Below are 19,368 nucleotides of genomic sequence, written 5' to 3'. Positions count from 1 at the left end.
TCCCGACTATTTGGAGCGAACCTGCCGAGTGACATCAGCGTGCCGTGTGTTTCTTCTGCTGATGCGGCCAGTTGAGAAGACGCTCACCTTGCAAGATCACCTCCATGCCGCGGCTCACGACATCCATCAGGATGTTGAGATCCCGGTTCTGACGTAGGAAATTGGGGTCGTAGAAATCGCACAGCGCGTCGAGCGCATCGCCGACCTTCGCGCTTGCCGTGGTGTGCTGGCTGCCGCCGCGGCGGTGCACCTCGGTCGGCGTCATGTCGAACAGCAGGTAGCCGCAGGCCCAGTACCAATGGATCTGACCGAGCCTGGTCTCGCAGATCTCGATGCGCTGTGCCGCCGGGATCGCGCCCGGAATGATGTTCGGCACGCCGGAGCGGTCGATCTTGTCTCCCAGGCTGGCAGCACGGATGCCGCCCTGGACCGCCTCGATGTCGCGCAGGAAGGCTTCCACCCCCGGCAGGTGGTGCGTTCGGACGAGCGACTTCCGGCGCAAAGAATGCGCCTTGGTCGTGACGATGACATTTTGGTCCGGGTTATCGAGATCCGCGATCCGCTCGAAGCGCTCGCCCCGCGCCAGCCGCGCAGCCTCCTGCTGCCGCTTCTCTTCTTTGACCTGCTTCCTGGTCTTCTTGACCTTGGGCTCAAGCAGTCCCAGCGGATCTCCGCCCTTCAGAAGATTCCGGCGCTTGTCCTTCGCAACGGTCTCGTTGTGCCGAACATATGCGGCGACCATGCGGGCCTCGGGCGTGTCGTAGCCATGCGCATATTCGAGATAGGCGTACATCAGCTTCCGCTGCCCTTCGCGGGCGCGGTCGTGCGCTAGCCGACGGTCGTGCTCAGCCTGGTATCGTTTCGCGCGCTCCGGATAGCCGGCTTCCCATGCCGCGGCGGCTGCGGCTCGCCTCTCGACACGCTGCTGCTCGCGCGCGGCTCGAGCCTCCGCCTTCTGCGGGCGCTCTCGCTGAATCGTCCGTTTCGATCGGCGCTTGCGGCGCTGGCCTTCTGCCATTCCGTGCCTCGAGATCCTTGTCTCGAATCACGAATAGAAAATCGCTAGGTGATTTGTCTACGAATGCAAGCTGAAAATGGCAGTCCTATCAACGGTGCAACAATTCGCCGTCCAAACTCGGACCTTTGACGGCAACAATAGCTTCGTTGGGCTCATCTTGCACCAACCGCAACCGCGGGATGCTCAGCCGAACAGCCTCTTCTGCAGATAGCTCAAGGCAACGAAGACCAGCACGGCGCCGAGGACTCGGAGCAGATAGAGCATGATCTGTGGCCATCCATCGTAACGCACCTCCTGGTGATTCTTGTCCAATTGGATTCCCGGGATCACTGAATCCAATGCCAAGAGCAAGGTGCTTCTCGGCCTATACGAGCCTGCTGCCAAACGACCGGAGGCGCGCCTGAAAATAATCCAGCCAAGCACTACGAACCCGGCGATCCACACCAGCCCCCATTCAGGATGGAAGCCGTAGTCGGCTACAAGCCATGTGAAGGTGAGGCCGATAAAATCCAGTGTCAGGGGCTTCGCCAAGTGCCAGTCTTGGTTATTCTTCGCAATCAGGACGCGGTCGGAAATGGCGGTTTGACCTCGGTCTGCATAGGACTTAGCGATCAGCGCATAGGCTAATTCTGGACCGCTGCGGGACATCATCTCACCCATCTCCATGGCGCGGATGACCGGTAGCGGGTCTGGGCCGAGATAAGTATTGGCAAAAATAGACTGGTCGACTTTGATGCGCCGAGGCAAGCACCTTCCGCCGGGGTCGAGCATGAGCGTGAAGCGCCCTTTGTGCAGCGACTCGCGAATGCTCAGCTCTGGTTTATCGGATTGCCCGCAGAGGTTCCAAGCCGGACTATCGATGAAAAGATCGTCAACTTTAACGAAGTTCAGGTCGATGGAGTCGAAGTCCCCCTGTATGATCGAAAGCCTATCCGCGATCGATGCTGTATTGATCTTCAGTTCTCCATTTCGCTCCGCTGGCCTGAAGGGCGGCCGACCGTCGTCGCGACGGACGGGTCCGAAATTGCTCGCAGCAACTGATACATTGTTCAGCAGGAGGTGCTTGGCCGTAACCAAGTGTACTTTGGCGCTGGCCAAGCGCACGTTCTCCAATCTGAGACCACCGTCAATCGTCGAGTTCTGGATTGAAAAATGTCCGATGTGTGCATTTCGTATGTCTAACGATTTCAGGGCTGCGGTGTCGATGATAAGACGGTCGGTGTTGAACCCTGAAAATACGAGTGGCGCGTTCCAGGTAAAATTCCTTAGTTCCGCGGCGCCGAAAATCTCCGCAAAAAACTCGTACCTAAGCCGCCGCGAGAAATCGCCGGCTAGCCGTTCGGGATCATGTTGGTTCCTCGTTCTAATCTCGTCAACAGTCCGTTCGTAGAGATCCTGCCTCTGCGCTGTCAGCTTATCGGCGGCGGCATTCGTCAGCCTATCGACGGTGCGATTCGCTTCCAATTCGTCAAAATCGATGTTGAGATGATCGCAGATTTTTGCCCACGCCCATTGCTCGGGAGCGGACCAATTTGGGCGCTCGCGGGCAAAGGACCTACATTCTCTTGCGGCGACGATTACGACGGGAGTCATCGATCGCGTGTCGTTGAGGGGAGACTCAGGTTCGCTGCCGCTCTGGGCGACACAGACGCTAGGTGCTGCGATCAAGCAGCCACCGCACCAGCCGGCGAACGCAAGAAGCGCAGCGCACTTCTGCCAAGGATGTATCCTTTTCAAACACGCCGCGCTTTGCATGTTCGTAGCCCTCCCCGGGGAATGGATCGGGCATCAATTTACTGCCGTGGCCTACAAATAAGTGTGGTCCACTTCACATGCTGCGAACCTTGAGCGAGTCAACCTTTTTCAATCCGCGTCGAGTGATCTTTAAGGAGAAATTATACTCCAAGCACCGGATCTTACAGCCGCCCGGCTGGGCACTGTCACGACTGCGTCGGACCAGTTCTTTGGTCAAAACGGAATTGGCTCTCGATCTATACCACCGAACAGCATCCGCGGTCCGTCGAAGTCCATTTCCTTCCAGGTCTCGCCGCGGCCGTCGCGCACCTTGAAGGCGGCGAATTCAGCCTTGTGCTTCAACACCTCCATGTCCTTGAGCCATTTGTCAAAGACTTCGCGCCCACGCGGGTTCGCTTCAGATGGCGGCTCCGGCTTGTTTTCGCGCAGCCACACGATGGGGACCGCGACGCCAAGGACGAGATCGCTGTTCTCGACGACGAGACCGCCGCCGTAGATGTCGGCGGCGCGGAATCGCCAGTTTCCGGTCTTCTGGCCATCGCGCGTGAGTTGCGCCAATTGCCAGATCACGATATCGAGTTCCTTCGCCAACGCTTTGGTGCGTGCCGTCGCCTCCTCGATCGTCTGCACCAGGCTCCAATTGTCGCGAGATGGCCTGATCAGTTTGAGGTTGTCGATCCCGGCTTGCTTGATCCCGTAACGGCGGACAGCGATGCGAATTTCCTTCTCGATCTCGTCGATCGTCAGGCGCCCGCGGTCCTGGACGTAGATCGGCATAGCATCCAGAGATGTCTTTGCGGACTGCAGGTCCATGAATTCCTTCTGGTTGAAGTCGCCGCTGATCTGCTTCCTCACCGAGATCCCAGTCATTGATGCCAGGTTTCGGTAAGCATTCTGGATCTGCGACATCTCCATGCTGATCAGCAGCGACGGGAATACGCTCGACGGGTCAAGCGATGCCGCAGCACCGTTCCGGAATATCTGCGCCAGCAAGCCCGACTTGCCATGACCGGACGCGCCGGCGAGCGTGATGGCGGTACCGCCGATCTGGGGTCCGATCGCAAGGTCAATCTCTTCGATCCTGGTCAGGACGCCGACGGCGCGCCGCCCCTTGTGTTGGAAGGCTTCTGCGGCCTTCTCGGTGGCGGCCCGCGCGGCATCGCCAACCCGGACGGCATGCCGAACTCGGTCGTGGTCGTCGACTACACGCAGCAACGCGTCGATATCTTCGCGGGTGTCATCGAAGGTCTTGCCGGCGGCGGTGGCCACCTTCCCCAGTTCGATACGTGCCCGCTCCCGCCATGCCAGGATGATGTCGTCGACGAAATCGAGTGCGTTGGTGACGTCCGAGGCCTTCTCGATCAGGATCTGGAGAACCGCCTCGACGGCGCCCTCACCCTCGAATTCCGTCGGCAGTTTTGCCTCGAGCAGCGATAGGCTCGGGCCCGGTCCCTGCTCGCAGCACTCCTGGACTGCCTTGAAGATGGCGCGGTGGTGCGGCACCGAGAACTGATCCCCGGTCAGCCGGTCTGAGACCGCCCAAAAAGTCTCGGCCGACCCCAAAATTTTTCCGATGACGGCTTCCTCGGCCCGGATGTTTTGGGTCGGCCTATTAGCGTGTGCTGCAGGCTTCTTGCTCATGCTGGTGCTCGCTCGAGCTCAACCTTCGTCAGCATCGGATGCAGCGCGCCGAATCGGCGCGCTGCCATCTCTGCGTAGTCTCCGTTCAGTTCGATAAGAACAGCGTTACGCTGAAGCTGGTCGGCCACCAGGCCGGTGGTGCCGGCGCCGGCGAACGGATCCAAGACCGAGCCTCCTTCCGGGACGCCAGCCAGGATGCACGTCGCCGCGACCTCCGGCGGCATCACGGCGAAATGGTTCAGCCAGCTATCGCACGCCCCGCATCGGCAGTACCGCAGCGTCAGTTTCCGGCCGTCGCGCTCAACCTTCTCGGTTCTTAGGTCGCCTACCTCCGCGCTCGGGTAGAACGCTCGGCACTTCGTGCAGAATTCGTCATTGAAGCCGCCCGGCGCCACCCACCAGACCGAGCGCAGCGCGGCGCCCTTCGCCCGCTGTTCCGCCACCGACATTCCATCCCAGCGGTCATTGAATCCCGCATGACGTCGGCTGTGTCCCCGCTGGCGATCGCGCCGCCGGGCGCCGGTGTGCGGTGGCTGTCCAGCCGGCGCGTACCCGCCGCCGCTGACCACGAGACCGCCTTCTTCAAGGCGGCCGCGCATCGCGCGCGCTAGCCGGGAGACTGACTCCGGCGCGGGCGGCAGCCTCACGTCCTCATAGCCGTAGTAGTATTGTTCCGACTTCGTTAGGTGAAAAACGTATTCGTGGGCGCTGGTCGACCGATCGCGGGTAGACTCCGGCATCCCGTTCGGCTTGGCCCAGATATTGTCCTTGCGCAGCCACCAGCCGTCGGCGCGCAGCGCAAATGCCAACATCCATGGAATGCCGATGAGATCCTTCTGCTTGAGCCCAGCGGGCGGCGGCTCCCAGGCCCGACCGATCGCACTATTCTGGCGCGCCCTCTCCTGAAGGCCGGCCGGCAAGCGGCTGCCCCGCTCCGTGTTGGCCGCCTTCCTCGAGCTGGCACCGATCTCCCAGCGCTCGCGCACGATCATGGAGGCCTCTTGTGATTGGAGCGTGCCGAGCAGCGTCGACGAGCCGGCTGCGGGATTGCCGCCGCGTCCGGAGCCAGCATAGCAATCGCCGATGTTTATCCAGAGCGAGCCGTCGTCGCGCAGCGCGCGGCGGACGTCGCGGAAGAGCGAGACGAGCTCGGAGACGTAGGCCTCGGGCGATGACTCGAGCCCGATCTGTCCGGGCATTTGGTAGTCGCGAAGCCGAAAATACGGCGGCGAGCAAACGCAGGCATGGATCGAGCCTGGCTCAAGACCGCGCACCACCGACCTGCTGTCCCCATTGATAATCCGAACTGTCAAAGCAAGAGCCCCATGGATTGAGCAAATTCGATCGGGTCTTTTGCCCCCTTCCGCCAATTGCACGGCGGGCAAAGCACCTGAATATTTATCCGATCGTTTGTCCCGCCCAACGCGAGCGGGATGATATGATCGCGATGCCAGCGCAGTCCTGTCAGCGCACGCCGGCAGTAGGCGCACTTGTTTTTCTGCTCTCGTACTATCAGCAGGATGTCGGCATTGGTGTGCGTGCCACCATTGCCGACCTTTCTGGCGCGTCGGTTGTGCCAAACCGTCCTGGTGTGGAGCGGATGGTTCCGCTTGTATTCGCGGTAGTATTGACGGAGACGACGCCGGTTACGGGCGCGCCAATCGATCGCTGAGCGATAGCAGGCTTCCTTGTTCCTTGTGAAATAGTCCCGGCGATACGCCCGAAGGCGCTCAGCGTTGGCCGCGTAATAAGCTCGGCTGTTGACGATCAGCGTATCGCGCAGCCGCGCGTATCGGTCCTTTCGATACTGCACGTTGCGGCGATTCTGATCAGTGCCGCAGGCGACGCATTTGCTGCATGAGACAAATCGCTCGGCAACGTGCCCATTGCGACAAGGTTTCCCGGTAAAGAAGCGTTTGAGGTTCGCCTGCGCCGCCTCCTTTCGCGTGATCAACTGCATTCGATCAGCCTTCGGCGTCCAGCATAAAGGTCGAGATAGTCTGTCCGGATTGGCGGCTCCGGTTGGCAATCAAACCGCTTGTCGAGTGCGCGCACCCGCTCGCCTAGCCGTCGCATAGCCGCGCGTCCCGCCGGCTCGGCGAGGACGATGTCGTTCCCTTCCTTCTTCCAGGGCTTGTCCCCGTCCGGGAATCCAGTGATCCAGTCGACCTCCATCGGCACCTCGAAGCCGATTAGACCGCTCGTCGACATCATCGCCCACACCGGGTACCGATATTTGATCAGCGCGTTTGCCCCGAGAGCGGACTCCGTACCTTCGGCAGCGCCGATATGTTCGGCAAGGCCGCCGAGCCTGATCGCTCCGCCGGCAGCTGGCCCGAACCCCATCTTCGCCTCGCGTATTGAGGCCTTGGCCGGCTTCTTCGGGTCGAGATAGATGCGCCAGATCGCCGTCAGATCACCGAAGACGTCGTCGACTCGGCAAACCAAGCAAGGAAATGCCTGGTTGAATTGCGATGGCGGTTCGTCAGGCTGAAGCAGAAGTCGCGGGTGGAAGCGAAGGCAGTCGTACCAGCCGCGCGGCGGAACGGGGATTCCACGGGCGTCGACGAGATAGGCCTCTGCCAACGTACCGGTGATCGCGACGCACTCCACCCAGATGCCGCCTGCAGTAGTGGTCCTGGCGCGGTCCTGCTCCTGCGCGCGGCGATCATCGTCGGCCCGCTTCGCGGCGGCCTCAGCAGCACGGTCCTCCCGCTTCTTGCGCTCCTCCGGTGTCTCCTCTCGCCCGCGCTCAAGACCAACAAATTCGCGCGCGCGGTCAAAGACGTCCTCCGATGTCGCGCGATGATTGCCCGTCAGACCATATGCAAAGAGGTTGATCTCGTCTCCACCGATACCAGCCGAATAGCGGATCCAGCTTCCCCGGTCGTGCTTACCGACTCGAGCGAGGTAAACCATGAAAGAGCCGAGATCGGCCTTTGATGCCGGCGCGCAATACGCCATCTTCCCGCGCGTGACGAAGCCAGGCCAGAAGTGCTTCAAGACTTCTTCCAGTTTCTCGTTGAGCCGCTTCTTGATCTCGGCGGTGTCGTTGCGCGTCATCAGGCCTCGACCCAATACCTCGGCGTTTCGAAAATCCGGATGGTCAGATTCTTGTTGACTACGCCATTTGTCTCAAACTCCCGACAGATTCGCGTCTTTAACCAGATGGCCAGCACCTCGCTGGTTGGATTTTCAAGACCCGGAATGTCATTCAGGTACTTGTGGTCCAGCAAATCGACGACCGGCTTTACGATCCCATCGAGCTCGGCGTAGTCCATTACGAAGCCACGCTCGTCTACCGGCCCTTCAACCACGACCTCGATGCGATAGTTGTGGCCGTGGAGGTTGTGGCACTTATGTTCCTTCGGCAGCAAAGGCAGCCGGTGGGCCGCTTCGAAACCGTACGTGGCGGCGATCTTCATGGTTTGTGGCATCATGTGAACATATCCTGTTGCTCGGGTTGAACGATCCAAACGCCATTGCACTGGACGGCGTCGAGGCGCCGCGCCATGCGCTCAGGGTCCAGGTTGAAATCCTTGAAGTTGCGAGCGACGTTGACCGAGTCCACCGACGCAAATGGCCAGCGATCGCCGGCGAGCGACATCCCTCGCAGCATGTGAATCCAAGGCAGGTAACGGTGGCGCTTCGCCAAAGCGTTGAATGCCTCGTCGGCGCGCCGGCACCACGCGCCGGAGCCGACCTGCCAATACTGCATTGTCGAGCCGAAGCAGACGCGCGGCCATTCGTCTGCGAGTTCAAGCAGATAATCAATCGGGAGCGCCATATGCCAAACCGGCGCCGACAACGCCCGAGGAAAAGGCCAGCGCGCGGTCATCGCTCGCTGCTGTTCGACTGTTCCGTCAATCTCATCCTCTACAACTGCCCAATGGGGGTGAGCCAGAAAGCGTTCAAGCCAGGCGTAAAGCTTCGCGGTGTCGATGACAGCTCCTCGGGTGTGGGCCGCGAACTTGCCGTTGTCGAACATCACGGACTGACCGAGCGAAACGCATGTCTCCGCATCCCGCGCATCCGAGAACGGGACGCAGAAGCATTTCCCAGCCATCTTCATGAGCTCGGAGCGCGGAGACAGCGGCGTGCCGTGGTAGTGAATCGTCACGCCAATTCCTTCCTGCGCCGACGCGGCGCATCCTCGGCGCCGAAGGCGACCTTAATCGTGACGTCTTCCTTGATGCGGTGCCACAGCGCATGATCGGCCGCGCACGCCCTCTCCCAGGCACGATGAAACTTCGCCCAAACCTTCGGCGCCCGCTCGATCGCGTTCCGGCGTGTCTTCCACTTTCGCTCGAACCAACGCACCCGCTTCCGCAGTTGTTTGTGTCGCTTTCGCATGCCGTCATCGCCCATGCGCCAATGCCTGCCGCACATCACGACGGTCGTCTCGGATTCGCCCGGCTCTCGCTTGAAGGTGCGACCACAACCGGAGATGCAGCAGCCGATCCGATCGGTCATATCAACGGCTCCTGCTTCGGCTCGGGAAGCAGCAACGGACCGACGGGATCAGCGGGCTTCCATTTGTCGTAGTCCGCGGCGATCTCACCGTAAACGCGAGGATGTTGCGCCTTGAAGTCTGGGAAGCCCATCGAGGCTCGATACGCCCCTCTATCCAGCACCAGCCAGCCGTTACCCGACGGAAGCCAGCGGCGATGGTCGATGTTGATGTGCTTGAAGTCGGAGCGAAGCAGAAAGCCACGCTTCTCCAGAATGATCGCGATCTTGATCGCGCCGATCTTCCACGACGTTAGCTGGATCGGTGACGGCGAACCGGCGACGACGTCGGGGACGTAGTCTGGCAATTTATGGCGAGACGCTGGCGCCCACTCGTACCATTCTTGCTCGTTGCGCCCGTGAAGCAACTCCGGCAGGCCGGGCTCAAAGACTTTCGGCTTATAGTAGTGCCGCTTTCTCGTCTGCTCGATCTCGGCTTCCGACCTCACATAGATAATGGTCAGGCCGATGTACTCGCAGATGCGACCGAAGCCGCCAGGCTCGCACGCCGGCACCAAGACAGCTCTGCAATCGGGGCCCGGTCGGGTGGCGGAGAACGCTCCGTATTCCTCAATCGCCTGCGAGATGACCTCGGTGTTGAGCCGAAGTTTGGCTTCGATGCCGATCTGGAAGCCATCAGCATTGCGCGCAAGCAATATGTCCCATCCCGCCGTCTCCGGATAGGCCGTCCACCCATCTGGCAATGCCGAGAGAAACCGCGCACAAAGAGCGGCTTCTGTCTCGAACGGTTTCGGTGTCTTCGCCATGTCGACCTATGACAGTTTGATCCAGGCGATGATGCCGCCGGCAGCGACCGCCAGCATCAAGAGCCCGAGAATGACTTCCGTCGACATCGCTACTTCACGGATACGAACGGGGTCGCCCCGCCGGGGACCATCGTGACCGGCAGTTTCCCATCCCACTTTTCCGCCTGGACGAGTTCGACGAGACGAGGGTTATCGCCGAGCGCTCCGCCCCGTGCCCGGATGGCGGAGGCTTCAGCCTCGCCCCTCAGCTTGATGGCGTCGGCCTGCGCTTCAGCCTCGGCGCGAATCGCGTTGGCCTTCGCCGTCGCCTGCGTCACCGTGATCTGGGCCTGCACCTTCTCGCGCTCGGCGTTCTGCTGCAGCTTCTGCACTTCGACTTCCGCAAGCATCCGCTGCTCGATCGAGTGCAGGTAGTTCTGGCTGAAGTCGATGTTCTCGAGCTGCACACTCTCGATGATGATCATCGGATCGTCCTTCAAGGTCGCGGTGATTGCGTCCTTGATCGACGTATTCAGCGCCCCGCGCTCCTGGATCGCCCGCACCGCGGTGTACCGCCCGAAGACCACCTTGACCTGTTGGTTCACGACCGGGCTGACGACTTGGTTGAGCGCCGTCTCGATACTTCCAAACCTCCCGTAGAGATCGGATACCTTCTCGGGGGATATGCGGAAGGTAACGCTCACCTTGAGATCAGCAGGCTGCTGATCGAAGGAGTAGGAGTTCATCTTGTCCCAGGTGTACGTCGACGTCTTGACGCTGATCTTCGTCACACCATCGATCATCGGGAGTTTGAAGCCGAGTCCAGGCTGTGCAACTCCGACGACGGCTCCGTTGCGCAAAAGCACCCCGCGCTCGGTCTGATCTACGGTGTACCAGCTACCAAATAGAACGGTCATGCCAAGCAATACGCACGCGGCAATCCCGACAAGGATGACGTAGCCTCCAATTCGGCTCTGAACTGAAATCTCTTCGTCCCGGTATCTTATCTGTGGCATTTTCCTATTATCTCCTCTGCTTGGTGGTTAGGCGTTTGACGACGATGTCCGCGCCGACGAGGACGAGTCCGATCAGGACCAATCCACCGACGATTTCCGCGATGACCTGCATGTGTTTTCCTTCAGGTGCTGCCTTTCAACTTCGACCACCGGCGGTAGACCGCATATGCGGCGACAGGCGCCAGCAGCGCGACCGTGGCAACGAATTGGGCAAACTCGCTCATCGATTTCTCCTTTAGGTGGATTGAGCAGCCATGAGCGCGACCGCGACCGGCCGCACCCAAATCGGTGTTGATCCCATCATGAAGGTCTGGCCCGACCAGGCGCCGAGCAGCGTGGTGCCGAAGACGCCGGCGATCGCCTGCGCCGCAGGCGGCGGGACCATGTTTCCGATGCGCTCGCGCCAGGCGCTATCTGACGCACCGTCCAGCACCAGCACGTTGTTCATCCGCTCGATGTGGGCGACCCATTCCGGGTCGCGCGCATCCAGCGAAAGCGCCGCCCTCTCCTCTTCGTCGTCGAGGTCGACGAGGCCTTGCAGCGCGGCGAGCTCGAGCGTCGTGAATGGCCTGTGCCATGTCCCGTCCAGGGCACGGATGACGCACACCAATTTGTCATTGGCGGCCGGGAGTTTGTCCCATGGTGCCGTCTCGTCCGTCGGACCGTCTCCGGTCTCGCGTGGGTCGGCGACCGACCATGGCCCGTTGTTGTTTTTAGCGTGCGCCGGCACCGCGCCACTGTGCTCATCCCAAGGCACGACACCGTAGTGACCACCGGTGAGATAGGCATCGCGCTTCTCGTCCGAGAGCGCTTCCGGCCGTGGGTCGGCAACGGCAAAGGCGCCGTTGGTCGGATGACTCTCGCCGGCTACAACACCGGAGTGATCATGCCAGCCCTGGACTCCCAGCGCGGAATTGCGGGTGCCGTCGGCGAGACGCGGATCGGCCACGGAGAGCGCGCCGCCAGATGGATGCGTTGACGCCGTTACGGTGCCGCCATGCTGATCCCAACCGGTCACCTTCAAGACGTGGTGATGCGTTCCCTTCCCAAAGCCTGGCCGGGGATCAGCAACGGCTCCGGCACCCGACGCCACCTGCTGAGATCCGGTGATCGGACGCGCCGTTTCATCCCATGCCGTGACGCGCTCTTTCGAACTCGACGCGCCGGGATGCCAGTTGTGGTGGCGGGGATCCGCGACAGCGAAAGCTCCGGTGCCGGTGGTCGAGGCGCCGATGACCGCGCCGGAGGCCTCATCGAAGCCAGTCACCCGATATTTGGTTTGCTTGTAGTCATCCCGCTGCGCCGGACGCGGGTCCGCGACGGCGAGCCCGCCACCAGCACCACCAGGCCCGGCGATCGCTGGCGATGTCTCCGGCCAGGAGACGATGCGGAACGTCGAGTTGAAGACCTCGCGCTCGAGTCGAGGATCCGCCACGGCATATCGGCCGGTACCGACCGAGACATCCCCCTTCACCACCGCCGACGGCTGGTCCCAGTGACCAACGCCGAGTTGCACGCTTTTCTCGTGACCGTCGATCCGGGGATCGGCGACGGATTGAGCGCTTGAGCCAGGGCTACGCTGTGTCGGCACCGCGGCGGCCGTGCCCTTCCAGTTATTCACCCTAAGACCGTGGAAGTCCTGGGCGCGGATCTCGCGGGGGTCCGCCACGCTGAATGCCCCCGTCGTCGGATTGGCTCGCGCCGTCACTGTGCCGGATGTGTCATCCCATCGACGAACGCCGAGCACGCCTCTGTGCCAATCCTCGTCCGGGACTATCCCGAAGTCACGGAGATGGCCGTCCCGCACCGCAAGATCGTTCAGCGAGCGCCAGTCGGCGCCGGCGCGAACGAACGCCAACCGGACCCACGTCTTCCATTGCAGCGCCGGCATCCTATGCATCGGACCGCCGAGGCCCGGGATGATGCCGGGGATCGGAAGCTTCTCGAGGATCTCGCCGACGCCGCGCAGCGGGTGTTTGACCGGCGTGTAGACGAATGGCGGAACCTTTGCGGCGTATCGCGCCACAAGGAGGAACCGCTTGCGGCTCTGTCCGAGGCGTCCGTACGCACGCAGCAGCGCGACGATCTGATCAAGGAGATAGCGACCCCGCGTCGCGATCCGCGGCACGTTCTCAAACACGATGAGCTCGACCGGATCGTCCTTATACGCCTCGAGCACAAGCCAGATGCCGCGCAGCGTGAGACCGTTCAGCGCCTGGTACTTGCGTGTCCCGGACATCTTCTCAGACAGCAGTCCCGAGAAGCCCTTACAGGGTGCAGACAGGAAGCAGATATGCGGATGCTCGTTGCCGAAATCACGGCGAACATCATCCGGCTGCGACTCGACCCAGCCAGCGGGTGGCTCGTGGCCGTGAAAGTCCCGATATTGCTCCCGGGAGAAAAGATCGCGGCAGGAAGCTTTGGCACCGACCAGCGACTCGAAGTCGCGGCATGCCGCCGGATCACTGTCGATCCCGCCAAGGCATCTGAATCGAGCGACGAGATTTCCGACCTTTGCACGGCCCTTGTTAAATCCTTTTGCACCGCCACCGACTCCGCAGAAAAGATGAGCATGGTTAATGTCGACCTGAAAAAGCGCTGTCACTTCAGCGCCTCCAATTCGCGCGCGAGATCGCTCAACGAAACGAACGCGATCTCTTCTTCCTCGTCGATAGTGAGGACGGTCGTCGCGTGGCCATCGTCGGCACTTCGATGAGTGACCTCTGGGGTGATCGCGCCAACGAAGAGGTCACCGCCCGCTCGTGCGGCTGGCGTGCCTTGGCGACGAAAGTAATCCTCGATCGCCGTCTCGATCTTCCGCCAATCTGCCATGACGCTACGACACCCTCATCGGCATGAGGACGTAGAGCGAACCGGCGTCGCTGCCGGTGAAGATGGTCGGAGATCCGGGATCAGCCAGCTTGACGGTCAGAACATCGCCGTCGATCTCCCCCAGAATGTCGCCGATGTACCGGCTGTTGAAGCCGATCTCGAGCGAGGCGCCTTCGAACTCCGCTTCCAACTCGTCCGTAGCGGTGCCAGCATCGGGATTCTGGCACGACAGGGTGACCTTGCCGTACTCTAACGAAACCTTGACCGATCTTCCCTTGTCGGAGGAGACGGTGGCGACGCGATCCACCGCCGACCGAATGTCCTTGCAAATGACCTTCAACACCTTGTCGTTGTTGACGGGGATGACACGCTGATAATCCGGAAAGGTTCCATCGATCAGCTTGGAAGTCAGGACGATGTCGCCTGCCGAGAACCGAATCTTCCCTCTCGATACCTCGATCTGAATGGTGTCGTCGGCACCGAACAGGCGCGACAACTCGCCCACCGTCTTCCGCGGAATGATGACCCCAGGCATGTCCTTAGCGCCGTCGGGCAGTTGAATTTCAACCTGCGCCAACCGGTGGCCATCTGTGGCGACCGCACGGAGCGTCGGCGCGTTATGGCCGCCAGCACAATGGAAGAAGATGCCATTCAGATAGAAGCGAGTTTCCTCGGTCGAGATCGCGAACTGCGCCTTCTCGACAAGGTGCAACAGATCTTTGCCCGGCATCGAGAACGATGTCGACAGATCATCCGCCGACAGATCGGGGAAATCCGAAACAGGTAAGGTCTGCAAAGTGAACCGCGACCGGCCCGACTTTACGATCATCGACGGCGACTTCGATTCATCGACCTCGATTGAGACCTGGCTGCCGGTCGGCATCTTTCGAACAATCTCATGCAGCATATGCCCGGGGACAGTGGTGGCCCCCTTCCGCGCAACTTCGGCCTTCATCCGGTCGGCTATGAGAATATCCAGGTCCGTAGCGCGAACGTTGATGACGTCCTGGTCGACCTCGATAAGGACGTTCGATAGAATCGGAATGGTGTTGCGGCGTTCCAGAATTCGGTGCACCCTGCCGAGCACCTTCAACAGTGCGGCGTGTTCTAACGTGGCTTTCAAAATGGCGTCTCCTTTCGTGTCGGTATGAGCGTCGGTTCGAAGAGATCGCCGCGCGGTGATGCGAAGCGCGGATCGAGATGGCCACGAAGCCACCACGCCACGCCGAGGCTCTCGGCGGCGTCGAGTGAGGTGATCGTCTTGTCGATCAGTTGGGCGTAGGCGAGCGAGTCATTCTTCGTTGCGCGGCCGTTTCCGGTGAAGGCCTTTCGCCATGTTCCCTGGTTGACATATTTGAACGGGACCTTGTGCGCCTCAAAGACCTCCTCCGCGATTGCGCACAGACCGTAAATGCGCTGGAACGTCTTCATAGGAGGGCGCGTCGACTCCGGCTCTGGCTTGTCCTCGGTTGGTTTACCCTTGATCTCGATATCCGTGCGCAGTGGCTCTTCGGCGGCGCCATACTCGATGCGGTTGTCCTCGACGATCTTGTAGAGCGTCTTTCTGAAGTGCCTGAAAACCTGGCCGGAGTATTTCCCTTCCCAGTGGAACGCCCGGGCAAAGACATAGCGATCACCGTCCAGCATGCAGAGGCCGGTGGTCGTCGCGATGTCCATGCCCAGGATGCGCATTTAGGGTCAGGCCCCGCCGTCCTCTTCGCCGTCGCTCTTTGCCGCAGCCCCTTCCGGCGCCGGCGGTTGCATTGACATGATGCTATCGCGCTCCTGTCGGGCGTCGTCGAAGGCCCTGAGCCACTGCTGGCCTTTGATGGAGCCGATGTCGTAAGGGTTGCTCTTGTCGGAAGTTTCCGGGTCAAGGGAGAAGCCGGCGGCACGTCCTTCACGCTTCGCGCGCTCGTCCTCTGGGACCGGTCCAATCTTGGGCCCGAACATCTCGTACTGGGCAGGCGCCAACACCTTGCCCATCACGCCGATGTACTCGCCGACCTTCTTGAATTGATTGAAGTAGGCATCGATAGCTTCGCTGCCGTCCTCGACGAGCTTTATCGCGACCTTCGCCGCCTCGGTGTCAAGCCCGCGGAGATCAGCGGTGGTGTAGGCGGCGCGCAACTCGCCCTGCTTCTTGTCCTTGACCCGTTTTGCCTCACGGATCAGCGCGATGCTCACGGCATCGATTGAGAGTTGCGGATATTCATTTTTGGGCGGCTCAGTGGTCATAGCAGTCCTCCGGTTGGGGTTACAACAGCAGTTCATTCGCTCGCGCGAATTCGATAGGCTCGATGCATCCGCTGGTCGGGGCCGCCTCTCCCAATCGATCGAAGAGAGGCGTCGGCGCGATTACTTTCTCTTTCTGCTGACGAGCGAGCTTCACATCGTTGTCGAGTAGGCCGACCTCGTTGCCCCAGTGCGTGTATCCCTCATGGCTTTCACGCGAAAAAAGGCACAACCGGCTGAGGCCCGGCGTCTTCTTGCGGAGGTGCGCGTACCACTCGCGCGGCTTTTGGGAATGACCGCGCGCTTTACCCTTGATCACGCCGTAAAGCGCGTCGTGGATCTGGTGCTCGTCGCCGAACACGCCGAGCAAAACGGACTCGTGCATGCCGCGCGACCGATAGCCCGTCGTCATGCGCCCCTTTGGCCACACGAGCTCAGTCTTGAAGCGGGCGCCCCACTGTCTCAACAGCCAAAGCGATTGCTCGAGCGTCGGTGGGCAAGCCCAAAGCGTGATGATGCCGTTGCCGCGCACGAGATGGCCAACCGGCATCTTTGCCAGATCATCCCACGACATGATGTCGTACTGTGCCGATGCCGACTTTCTGTTGCCCTTCTCGGAATAAAGTTGGAAGTGCGTCGGAGGGTCAACGTCCACTACGTCAAATCCGAACATCGGGAGCGGGTCGAAATACCAGGTGCTCATTCTTGAGCTCCCTTGGCTCGCTTTCGCTCCAGATAGGACTTGCTACGCGCGCTGATGCATTTGCGGCACAGGCGGTTGCCGCGAGCGTCAACATAGATGTTATCGGCTGTCAGTTCGTGCCCATGGATGCAATGCGTGTGCGCGCCGCGGCTTGCCTTGTAGCTTGACAGATCACCTCCGATCGCTTCCTCGAAAGGAAATTGGTCTACATTTCGAGCCCATCGCGATCCAGAGGTGAACGAAGCGCTTAGCGGCGAACCAGGCGGCTCGAGCCGTAGTCCTTGCCCACAGAGTTCGAGTGGAAGATATGCGGTGACGCCGATGTCGAGCGCGACGAGCGCCACAACATCACAGTGCTCGGCGCTCAGGCGCGCTCCCTTTCGACCTCGCCCGCGCTGGCGGATACTCCACGAGTAGGCGAACCTCAGTTCTTTACGGCCGGCATTGCGTCCGCGCGCAAAGCAGCAGGCCTTTACCTGGACCCGAATAAGCCGGATTTTGAGGTCGACGACGAGATCATATGGGAGGCCCTGATCACTCAGGTAGCAGCGATACCCCTTCAGGATCAAATCGGCACATACGATGTGCTCGGCGGCCTTACCGAGTTCGAGTGCGTGGCTAGGGTCTGCAGCCAAACGCTTCAAGTGATCGATGTTGATGATCATGCTCAGCGCCTCGCCTCGATCACGAACTTGCTGAGGTTCTTCCGGCCGGCCGCCGTCAAGGCGTAGCCGGCGCCCCGGCGGGCCTCGATCGATACGCCGAACGGCTCAACCTTATGGCGAAGCCGGTAGACGATCGTGATCACCATTTGCGGCTGGGTATCCGCGCTCGATCGCGAGATCACGCTATGGAGGGCGTTCGTCGAGCGATATCCTGCGCGTGATGCATAGAGCGAGCTCAATGCCAGCCGTTCCTGGCGCGCCAGCTTCCACTCCGCGGGGAAGCTAAACCTATCGCCCGACAACTCTTCGCGGAGTTGGCGGACTTCCTCCTCGAGGTCGGCGATGCGATCGCGCAGCTTTTGGATGATCGCGCTCATTGGGCGGCCGCATCCACAAAATAGACATGGAGGGCCTCTTCGGCTGCCGTCCGGACGCTGATGTGGTGCTGGCGCGCGTAGGCCTCGATTGCCCGGCGAACTTCCGGATGCGGCTTGACGAGGAGACCAGATCCGGCGACGGGCTCAGGCAGCGCCAGCGTCCTGGCCTTGTTGCGGATCCGGACCAGGGCGCCTCGCGTGGCGAGCTCGTCGACGATCTTCGAGACCTGTCCCTTGCTCTTGATACCGAGGTGATCGGCGATTTCCCGGTACGAAGGTGACACGCCGCGCTCCGCAATCCGGTCGCGCACGAACACCAAGCAGCGTGATTGGACCGCGGTAAGACCCATCATGGTGCCGCCCTCGAGTTATCAAGGGTCGGCCGAATGATCTCGTCGGCATGCCTGCTGAAAACGTCGTAGGCCGCGCGCGGGCCGATCGAACCCTTGAGGTAGGTTGCGATTGCTTGAAGGTGAGCTTCGACGACCAAGTTGGCCGCGGCCTTGCCACCGGCATGCTCGACCACCATAAGCGATACAATGCACTCCTTGCGGGCATAGTCCTGCATGATGGTCGGGGCGGTCATTCTGCGGCCGCCTGTCTGCGCATCCGCTCGGCGCGTGCCTTTCCTTGCATGACGCGACGAGCCTTCTCCTCGGATGAAAGTAGCCCCCGCTCCTGGCGCCGCTGGGCCGCATCCTTATATGCGACGCGGCAATGAGGCTCGCAGTACGGCAAACCGCTCTTGGTAGGGCCACCGCAGAAGAAGAAATCCGGGGACGCAGGATCTCCGACCGGCCACCGACAATCACACTTCCGCAGATCCATGAGACCCTTGCGACGCGCGACCGGAATCGTGGCATCGAATGCGCTGACCGCATCCGGATTGATCACATCGGGCATGTTCGCGGCATGCTCATCGACAATGATTTCTTTCTTGGGCTCTGGTCGCTCGATGCGAATAAACCGTTTGGTGGATGGCCGCCTTCCAGCGCGTGGCGCCGGCGACGGCTCTTTCCGCGGGAGGCCATTGAGCCCAAGCCGATGAACCTTGCCGATTACGGCATTGCGGCTGATGCCTCCGCCGAGTTCGGCAGCGATCTGGCTCGAGGAAAGTCCGGCCGCGAAAAGATTCTTCAGTTGTTCGACGCGTTCGTCGGTCCAGGTCAATTCCGTCATCGCTTCATGGCCTCGCGGTTGGCGCGAATTTCCGCGAGCGTCTTCACGCAGCGAAGGCGAAGCCAGCGTTCGATATCTAGCCAAAGCCAGGCGCGCGCCGACCACAATTCGCCGCGCTCGGCATGGCGGTCTGTCCGCTGCTTGCAGAAACCCGCGATGATGGCAGCGATCGCGGCAAGAGTGTCGAACACGGTGAACCTGTAGAAACTCGATTGCCGCGAGCCGCGCGGCGCGTACACAGTCAACGCCGCTTCAAGTCCATGGTGATCTGGAGGTCTTCGCTCTGGCGCCGCACCCGACGGATCTTCTCTTCGGCCTCGCGAAGTTCTCGTTCGAGGATCTGGCGCTCCAGGAATCGATCGCGAACGTGCTCCGGCACTTGCTCCCAGAAGGCTTCGAGGCAAGCGACACCATCCGGCCCATCGAGCACATTGAACACATGCTCTAAGCCCATGGGGCTCTCGCGCGATATCCACGCATCGATCGTACGCAGCGAGCACTTCGCGCGGTCGGCAAGGATCTTTCGAAAGCTGCCGCCCTTTATCGCGTTCTGAGAAATGCGAATGATTTCAGCGGTTAATTTGCCTGACTGCAGCTTCCTGCAATCGGCACTGCGGGAAGCTGCAGCGTGGTTCCTTGCTCCGGGACCGATGCTGAGCGATGTTGTTCCCATGATGAACACCCCCTATTTC

General features: G+C 61.0%; 24 protein-coding genes. 1 reads left to right on the top strand and 23 read right to left on the bottom strand.

What is annotated here, in order from left to right; genetic code table 11:
- Positions 1-34 precede the first annotated feature (34 nt).
- The 12 genes from K288_RS0104330 to K288_RS44635 all read right to left on the bottom strand — a co-directional run bounded on the left by K288_RS0104330 (position 35) and on the right by K288_RS44635 (position 12,924).
- Positions 35-1,018, bottom strand: a complete 984-nt coding sequence (locus K288_RS0104330) for a hypothetical protein (protein ID WP_027578453.1) — start codon at positions 1,016-1,018, stop codon at positions 35-37.
- Positions 1,019-1,201: 183 nt separating this feature from the next.
- Positions 1,202-2,611 carry a hypothetical protein gene (locus tag K288_RS0104325; protein WP_210164426.1) on the bottom strand — a complete coding sequence of 470 codons (1,410 nt, stop codon included), beginning with the start codon at positions 2,609-2,611 and terminating at the stop codon, positions 1,202-1,204.
- Positions 2,612-2,986: 375 nt separating this feature from the next.
- Positions 2,987-4,414 (bottom strand): DnaB-like helicase C-terminal domain-containing protein, encoded by a 1,428-nt coding sequence (locus tag K288_RS0104320; protein WP_027578451.1) that lies wholly within the window; start codon positions 4,412-4,414, stop codon positions 2,987-2,989.
- On the bottom strand, positions 4,411-5,688 hold the full coding sequence (locus K288_RS0104315; protein ID WP_256378814.1) for a site-specific DNA-methyltransferase: 1,278 nt from the start codon (positions 5,686-5,688) through the stop codon (positions 4,411-4,413). Before K288_RS0104315 ends, K288_RS0104320 begins: the two co-directional genes overlap by 4 nt.
- A 35-nt stretch (positions 5,689-5,723) precedes the next feature.
- Positions 5,724-6,374: an HNH endonuclease gene (locus K288_RS44645; RefSeq protein WP_043159315.1), complete on the bottom strand. Its 651-nt coding sequence runs from the start codon at positions 6,372-6,374 to the stop codon at positions 5,724-5,726.
- Positions 6,365-7,477, bottom strand: coding sequence for a hypothetical protein (locus tag K288_RS0104305; RefSeq protein WP_027578449.1), 1,113 nt, complete (start codon positions 7,475-7,477; stop codon positions 6,365-6,367). The genes K288_RS44645 and K288_RS0104305 overlap by 10 nt, the downstream gene beginning before the upstream one ends.
- Positions 7,477-7,854, bottom strand: coding sequence for a 6-carboxytetrahydropterin synthase QueD (queD, locus tag K288_RS0104300; protein WP_051334352.1), 378 nt, complete (start codon positions 7,852-7,854; stop codon positions 7,477-7,479). Before queD ends, K288_RS0104305 begins: the two co-directional genes overlap by 1 nt.
- Positions 7,851-8,534 carry a hypothetical protein gene (locus K288_RS0104295; RefSeq protein WP_027578447.1) on the bottom strand — a complete coding sequence of 228 codons (684 nt, stop codon included), beginning with the start codon at positions 8,532-8,534 and terminating at the stop codon, positions 7,851-7,853. The genes queD and K288_RS0104295 overlap by 4 nt, the downstream gene beginning before the upstream one ends.
- On the bottom strand, positions 8,531-8,887 hold the full coding sequence (locus tag K288_RS0104290; RefSeq protein ID WP_027578446.1) for a hypothetical protein: 357 nt from the start codon (positions 8,885-8,887) through the stop codon (positions 8,531-8,533). The genes K288_RS0104295 and K288_RS0104290 overlap by 4 nt, the downstream gene beginning before the upstream one ends.
- Positions 8,884-9,690, bottom strand: a complete 807-nt coding sequence (locus tag K288_RS44640) for a hypothetical protein (RefSeq protein ID WP_051334351.1) — start codon at positions 9,688-9,690, stop codon at positions 8,884-8,886. The genes K288_RS0104290 and K288_RS44640 overlap by 4 nt, the downstream gene beginning before the upstream one ends.
- A gap of 89 nt (positions 9,691-9,779) precedes the next feature.
- Entirely contained in the window at positions 9,780-10,586 is an 807-nt protein-coding gene (locus tag K288_RS0104275) for a prohibitin family protein (RefSeq protein ID WP_244443057.1), read from the bottom strand.
- 334 nt (positions 10,587-10,920) lie between these two features.
- Positions 10,921-12,924, bottom strand: coding sequence for a DNA cytosine methyltransferase (locus K288_RS44635; protein WP_152535378.1), 2,004 nt, complete (start codon positions 12,922-12,924; stop codon positions 10,921-10,923).
- Between the two features lie 54 nt (positions 12,925-12,978).
- Here K288_RS44635 and K288_RS52105 point away from each other — a divergent pair, with 54 nt between their 5' ends.
- Positions 12,979-13,401, top strand: a complete 423-nt coding sequence (locus K288_RS52105; RefSeq protein ID WP_152535377.1) for a hypothetical protein — start codon at positions 12,979-12,981, stop codon at positions 13,399-13,401.
- 120 nt (positions 13,402-13,521) lie between these two features.
- Here K288_RS52105 and dnaN read toward each other — a convergent pair whose 3' ends face one another.
- The 11 genes from dnaN to K288_RS0104200 are packed head-to-tail and all read right to left on the bottom strand — an operon-like array spanning position 13,522 to position 19,358.
- Positions 13,522-14,640, bottom strand: coding sequence for a DNA polymerase III subunit beta (gene dnaN, locus K288_RS0104250; protein WP_027578443.1), 1,119 nt, complete (start codon positions 14,638-14,640; stop codon positions 13,522-13,524).
- Positions 14,637-15,194, bottom strand: a complete 558-nt coding sequence (locus K288_RS0104245; protein WP_027578442.1) for a hypothetical protein — start codon at positions 15,192-15,194, stop codon at positions 14,637-14,639. Before K288_RS0104245 ends, dnaN begins: the two co-directional genes overlap by 4 nt.
- A 21-nt stretch (positions 15,195-15,215) precedes the next feature.
- Positions 15,216-15,755: a hypothetical protein gene (locus K288_RS0104240; protein ID WP_027578441.1), complete on the bottom strand. Its 540-nt coding sequence runs from the start codon at positions 15,753-15,755 to the stop codon at positions 15,216-15,218.
- Positions 15,756-15,774: 19 nt separating this feature from the next.
- Positions 15,775-16,455: an MT-A70 family methyltransferase gene (locus K288_RS44630; RefSeq protein ID WP_051334350.1), complete on the bottom strand. Its 681-nt coding sequence runs from the start codon at positions 16,453-16,455 to the stop codon at positions 15,775-15,777.
- Entirely contained in the window at positions 16,452-17,120 is a 669-nt protein-coding gene (locus K288_RS0104230) for a group I intron-associated PD-(D/E)XK endonuclease (protein WP_027578440.1), read from the bottom strand. The genes K288_RS44630 and K288_RS0104230 overlap by 4 nt, the downstream gene beginning before the upstream one ends.
- A 2-nt stretch (positions 17,121-17,122) precedes the next feature.
- Entirely contained in the window at positions 17,123-17,497 is a 375-nt protein-coding gene (locus tag K288_RS0104225) for a hypothetical protein (protein WP_027578439.1), read from the bottom strand.
- The gene (locus K288_RS0104220) at positions 17,494-17,850 is read right to left on the bottom strand and encodes a hypothetical protein (RefSeq protein ID WP_084799468.1); all 357 of its coding nucleotides are present in this window, start codon (positions 17,848-17,850) and stop codon (positions 17,494-17,496) included. Before K288_RS0104220 ends, K288_RS0104225 begins: the two co-directional genes overlap by 4 nt.
- The gene (locus K288_RS0104215; RefSeq protein ID WP_027578437.1) at positions 17,847-18,083 is read right to left on the bottom strand and encodes a hypothetical protein; all 237 of its coding nucleotides are present in this window, start codon (positions 18,081-18,083) and stop codon (positions 17,847-17,849) included. Before K288_RS0104215 ends, K288_RS0104220 begins: the two co-directional genes overlap by 4 nt.
- Complete coding sequence (locus tag K288_RS44625) at positions 18,080-18,676, bottom strand: GcrA family cell cycle regulator (protein ID WP_064737295.1); 597 nt, start codon at positions 18,674-18,676, stop codon at positions 18,080-18,082. Before K288_RS44625 ends, K288_RS0104215 begins: the two co-directional genes overlap by 4 nt.
- Positions 18,673-18,921, bottom strand: a complete 249-nt coding sequence (locus K288_RS0104205; RefSeq protein ID WP_152535376.1) for a hypothetical protein — start codon at positions 18,919-18,921, stop codon at positions 18,673-18,675. Before K288_RS0104205 ends, K288_RS44625 begins: the two co-directional genes overlap by 4 nt.
- Complete coding sequence (locus K288_RS0104200) at positions 18,918-19,358, bottom strand: hypothetical protein (protein ID WP_152535375.1); 441 nt, start codon at positions 19,356-19,358, stop codon at positions 18,918-18,920. The genes K288_RS0104205 and K288_RS0104200 overlap by 4 nt, the downstream gene beginning before the upstream one ends.
- Positions 19,359-19,368: the final 10 nt, after the last annotated feature.

It is taken from the genome of Bradyrhizobium sp. Ai1a-2, assembly GCF_000426245.1.
Lineage (GTDB): Bacteria > Pseudomonadota > Alphaproteobacteria > Rhizobiales > Xanthobacteraceae > Bradyrhizobium.
The sequence above is the reverse complement of the archived record's forward strand: the minus strand, read 5'-3'. Positions and strand labels throughout refer to the sequence as shown.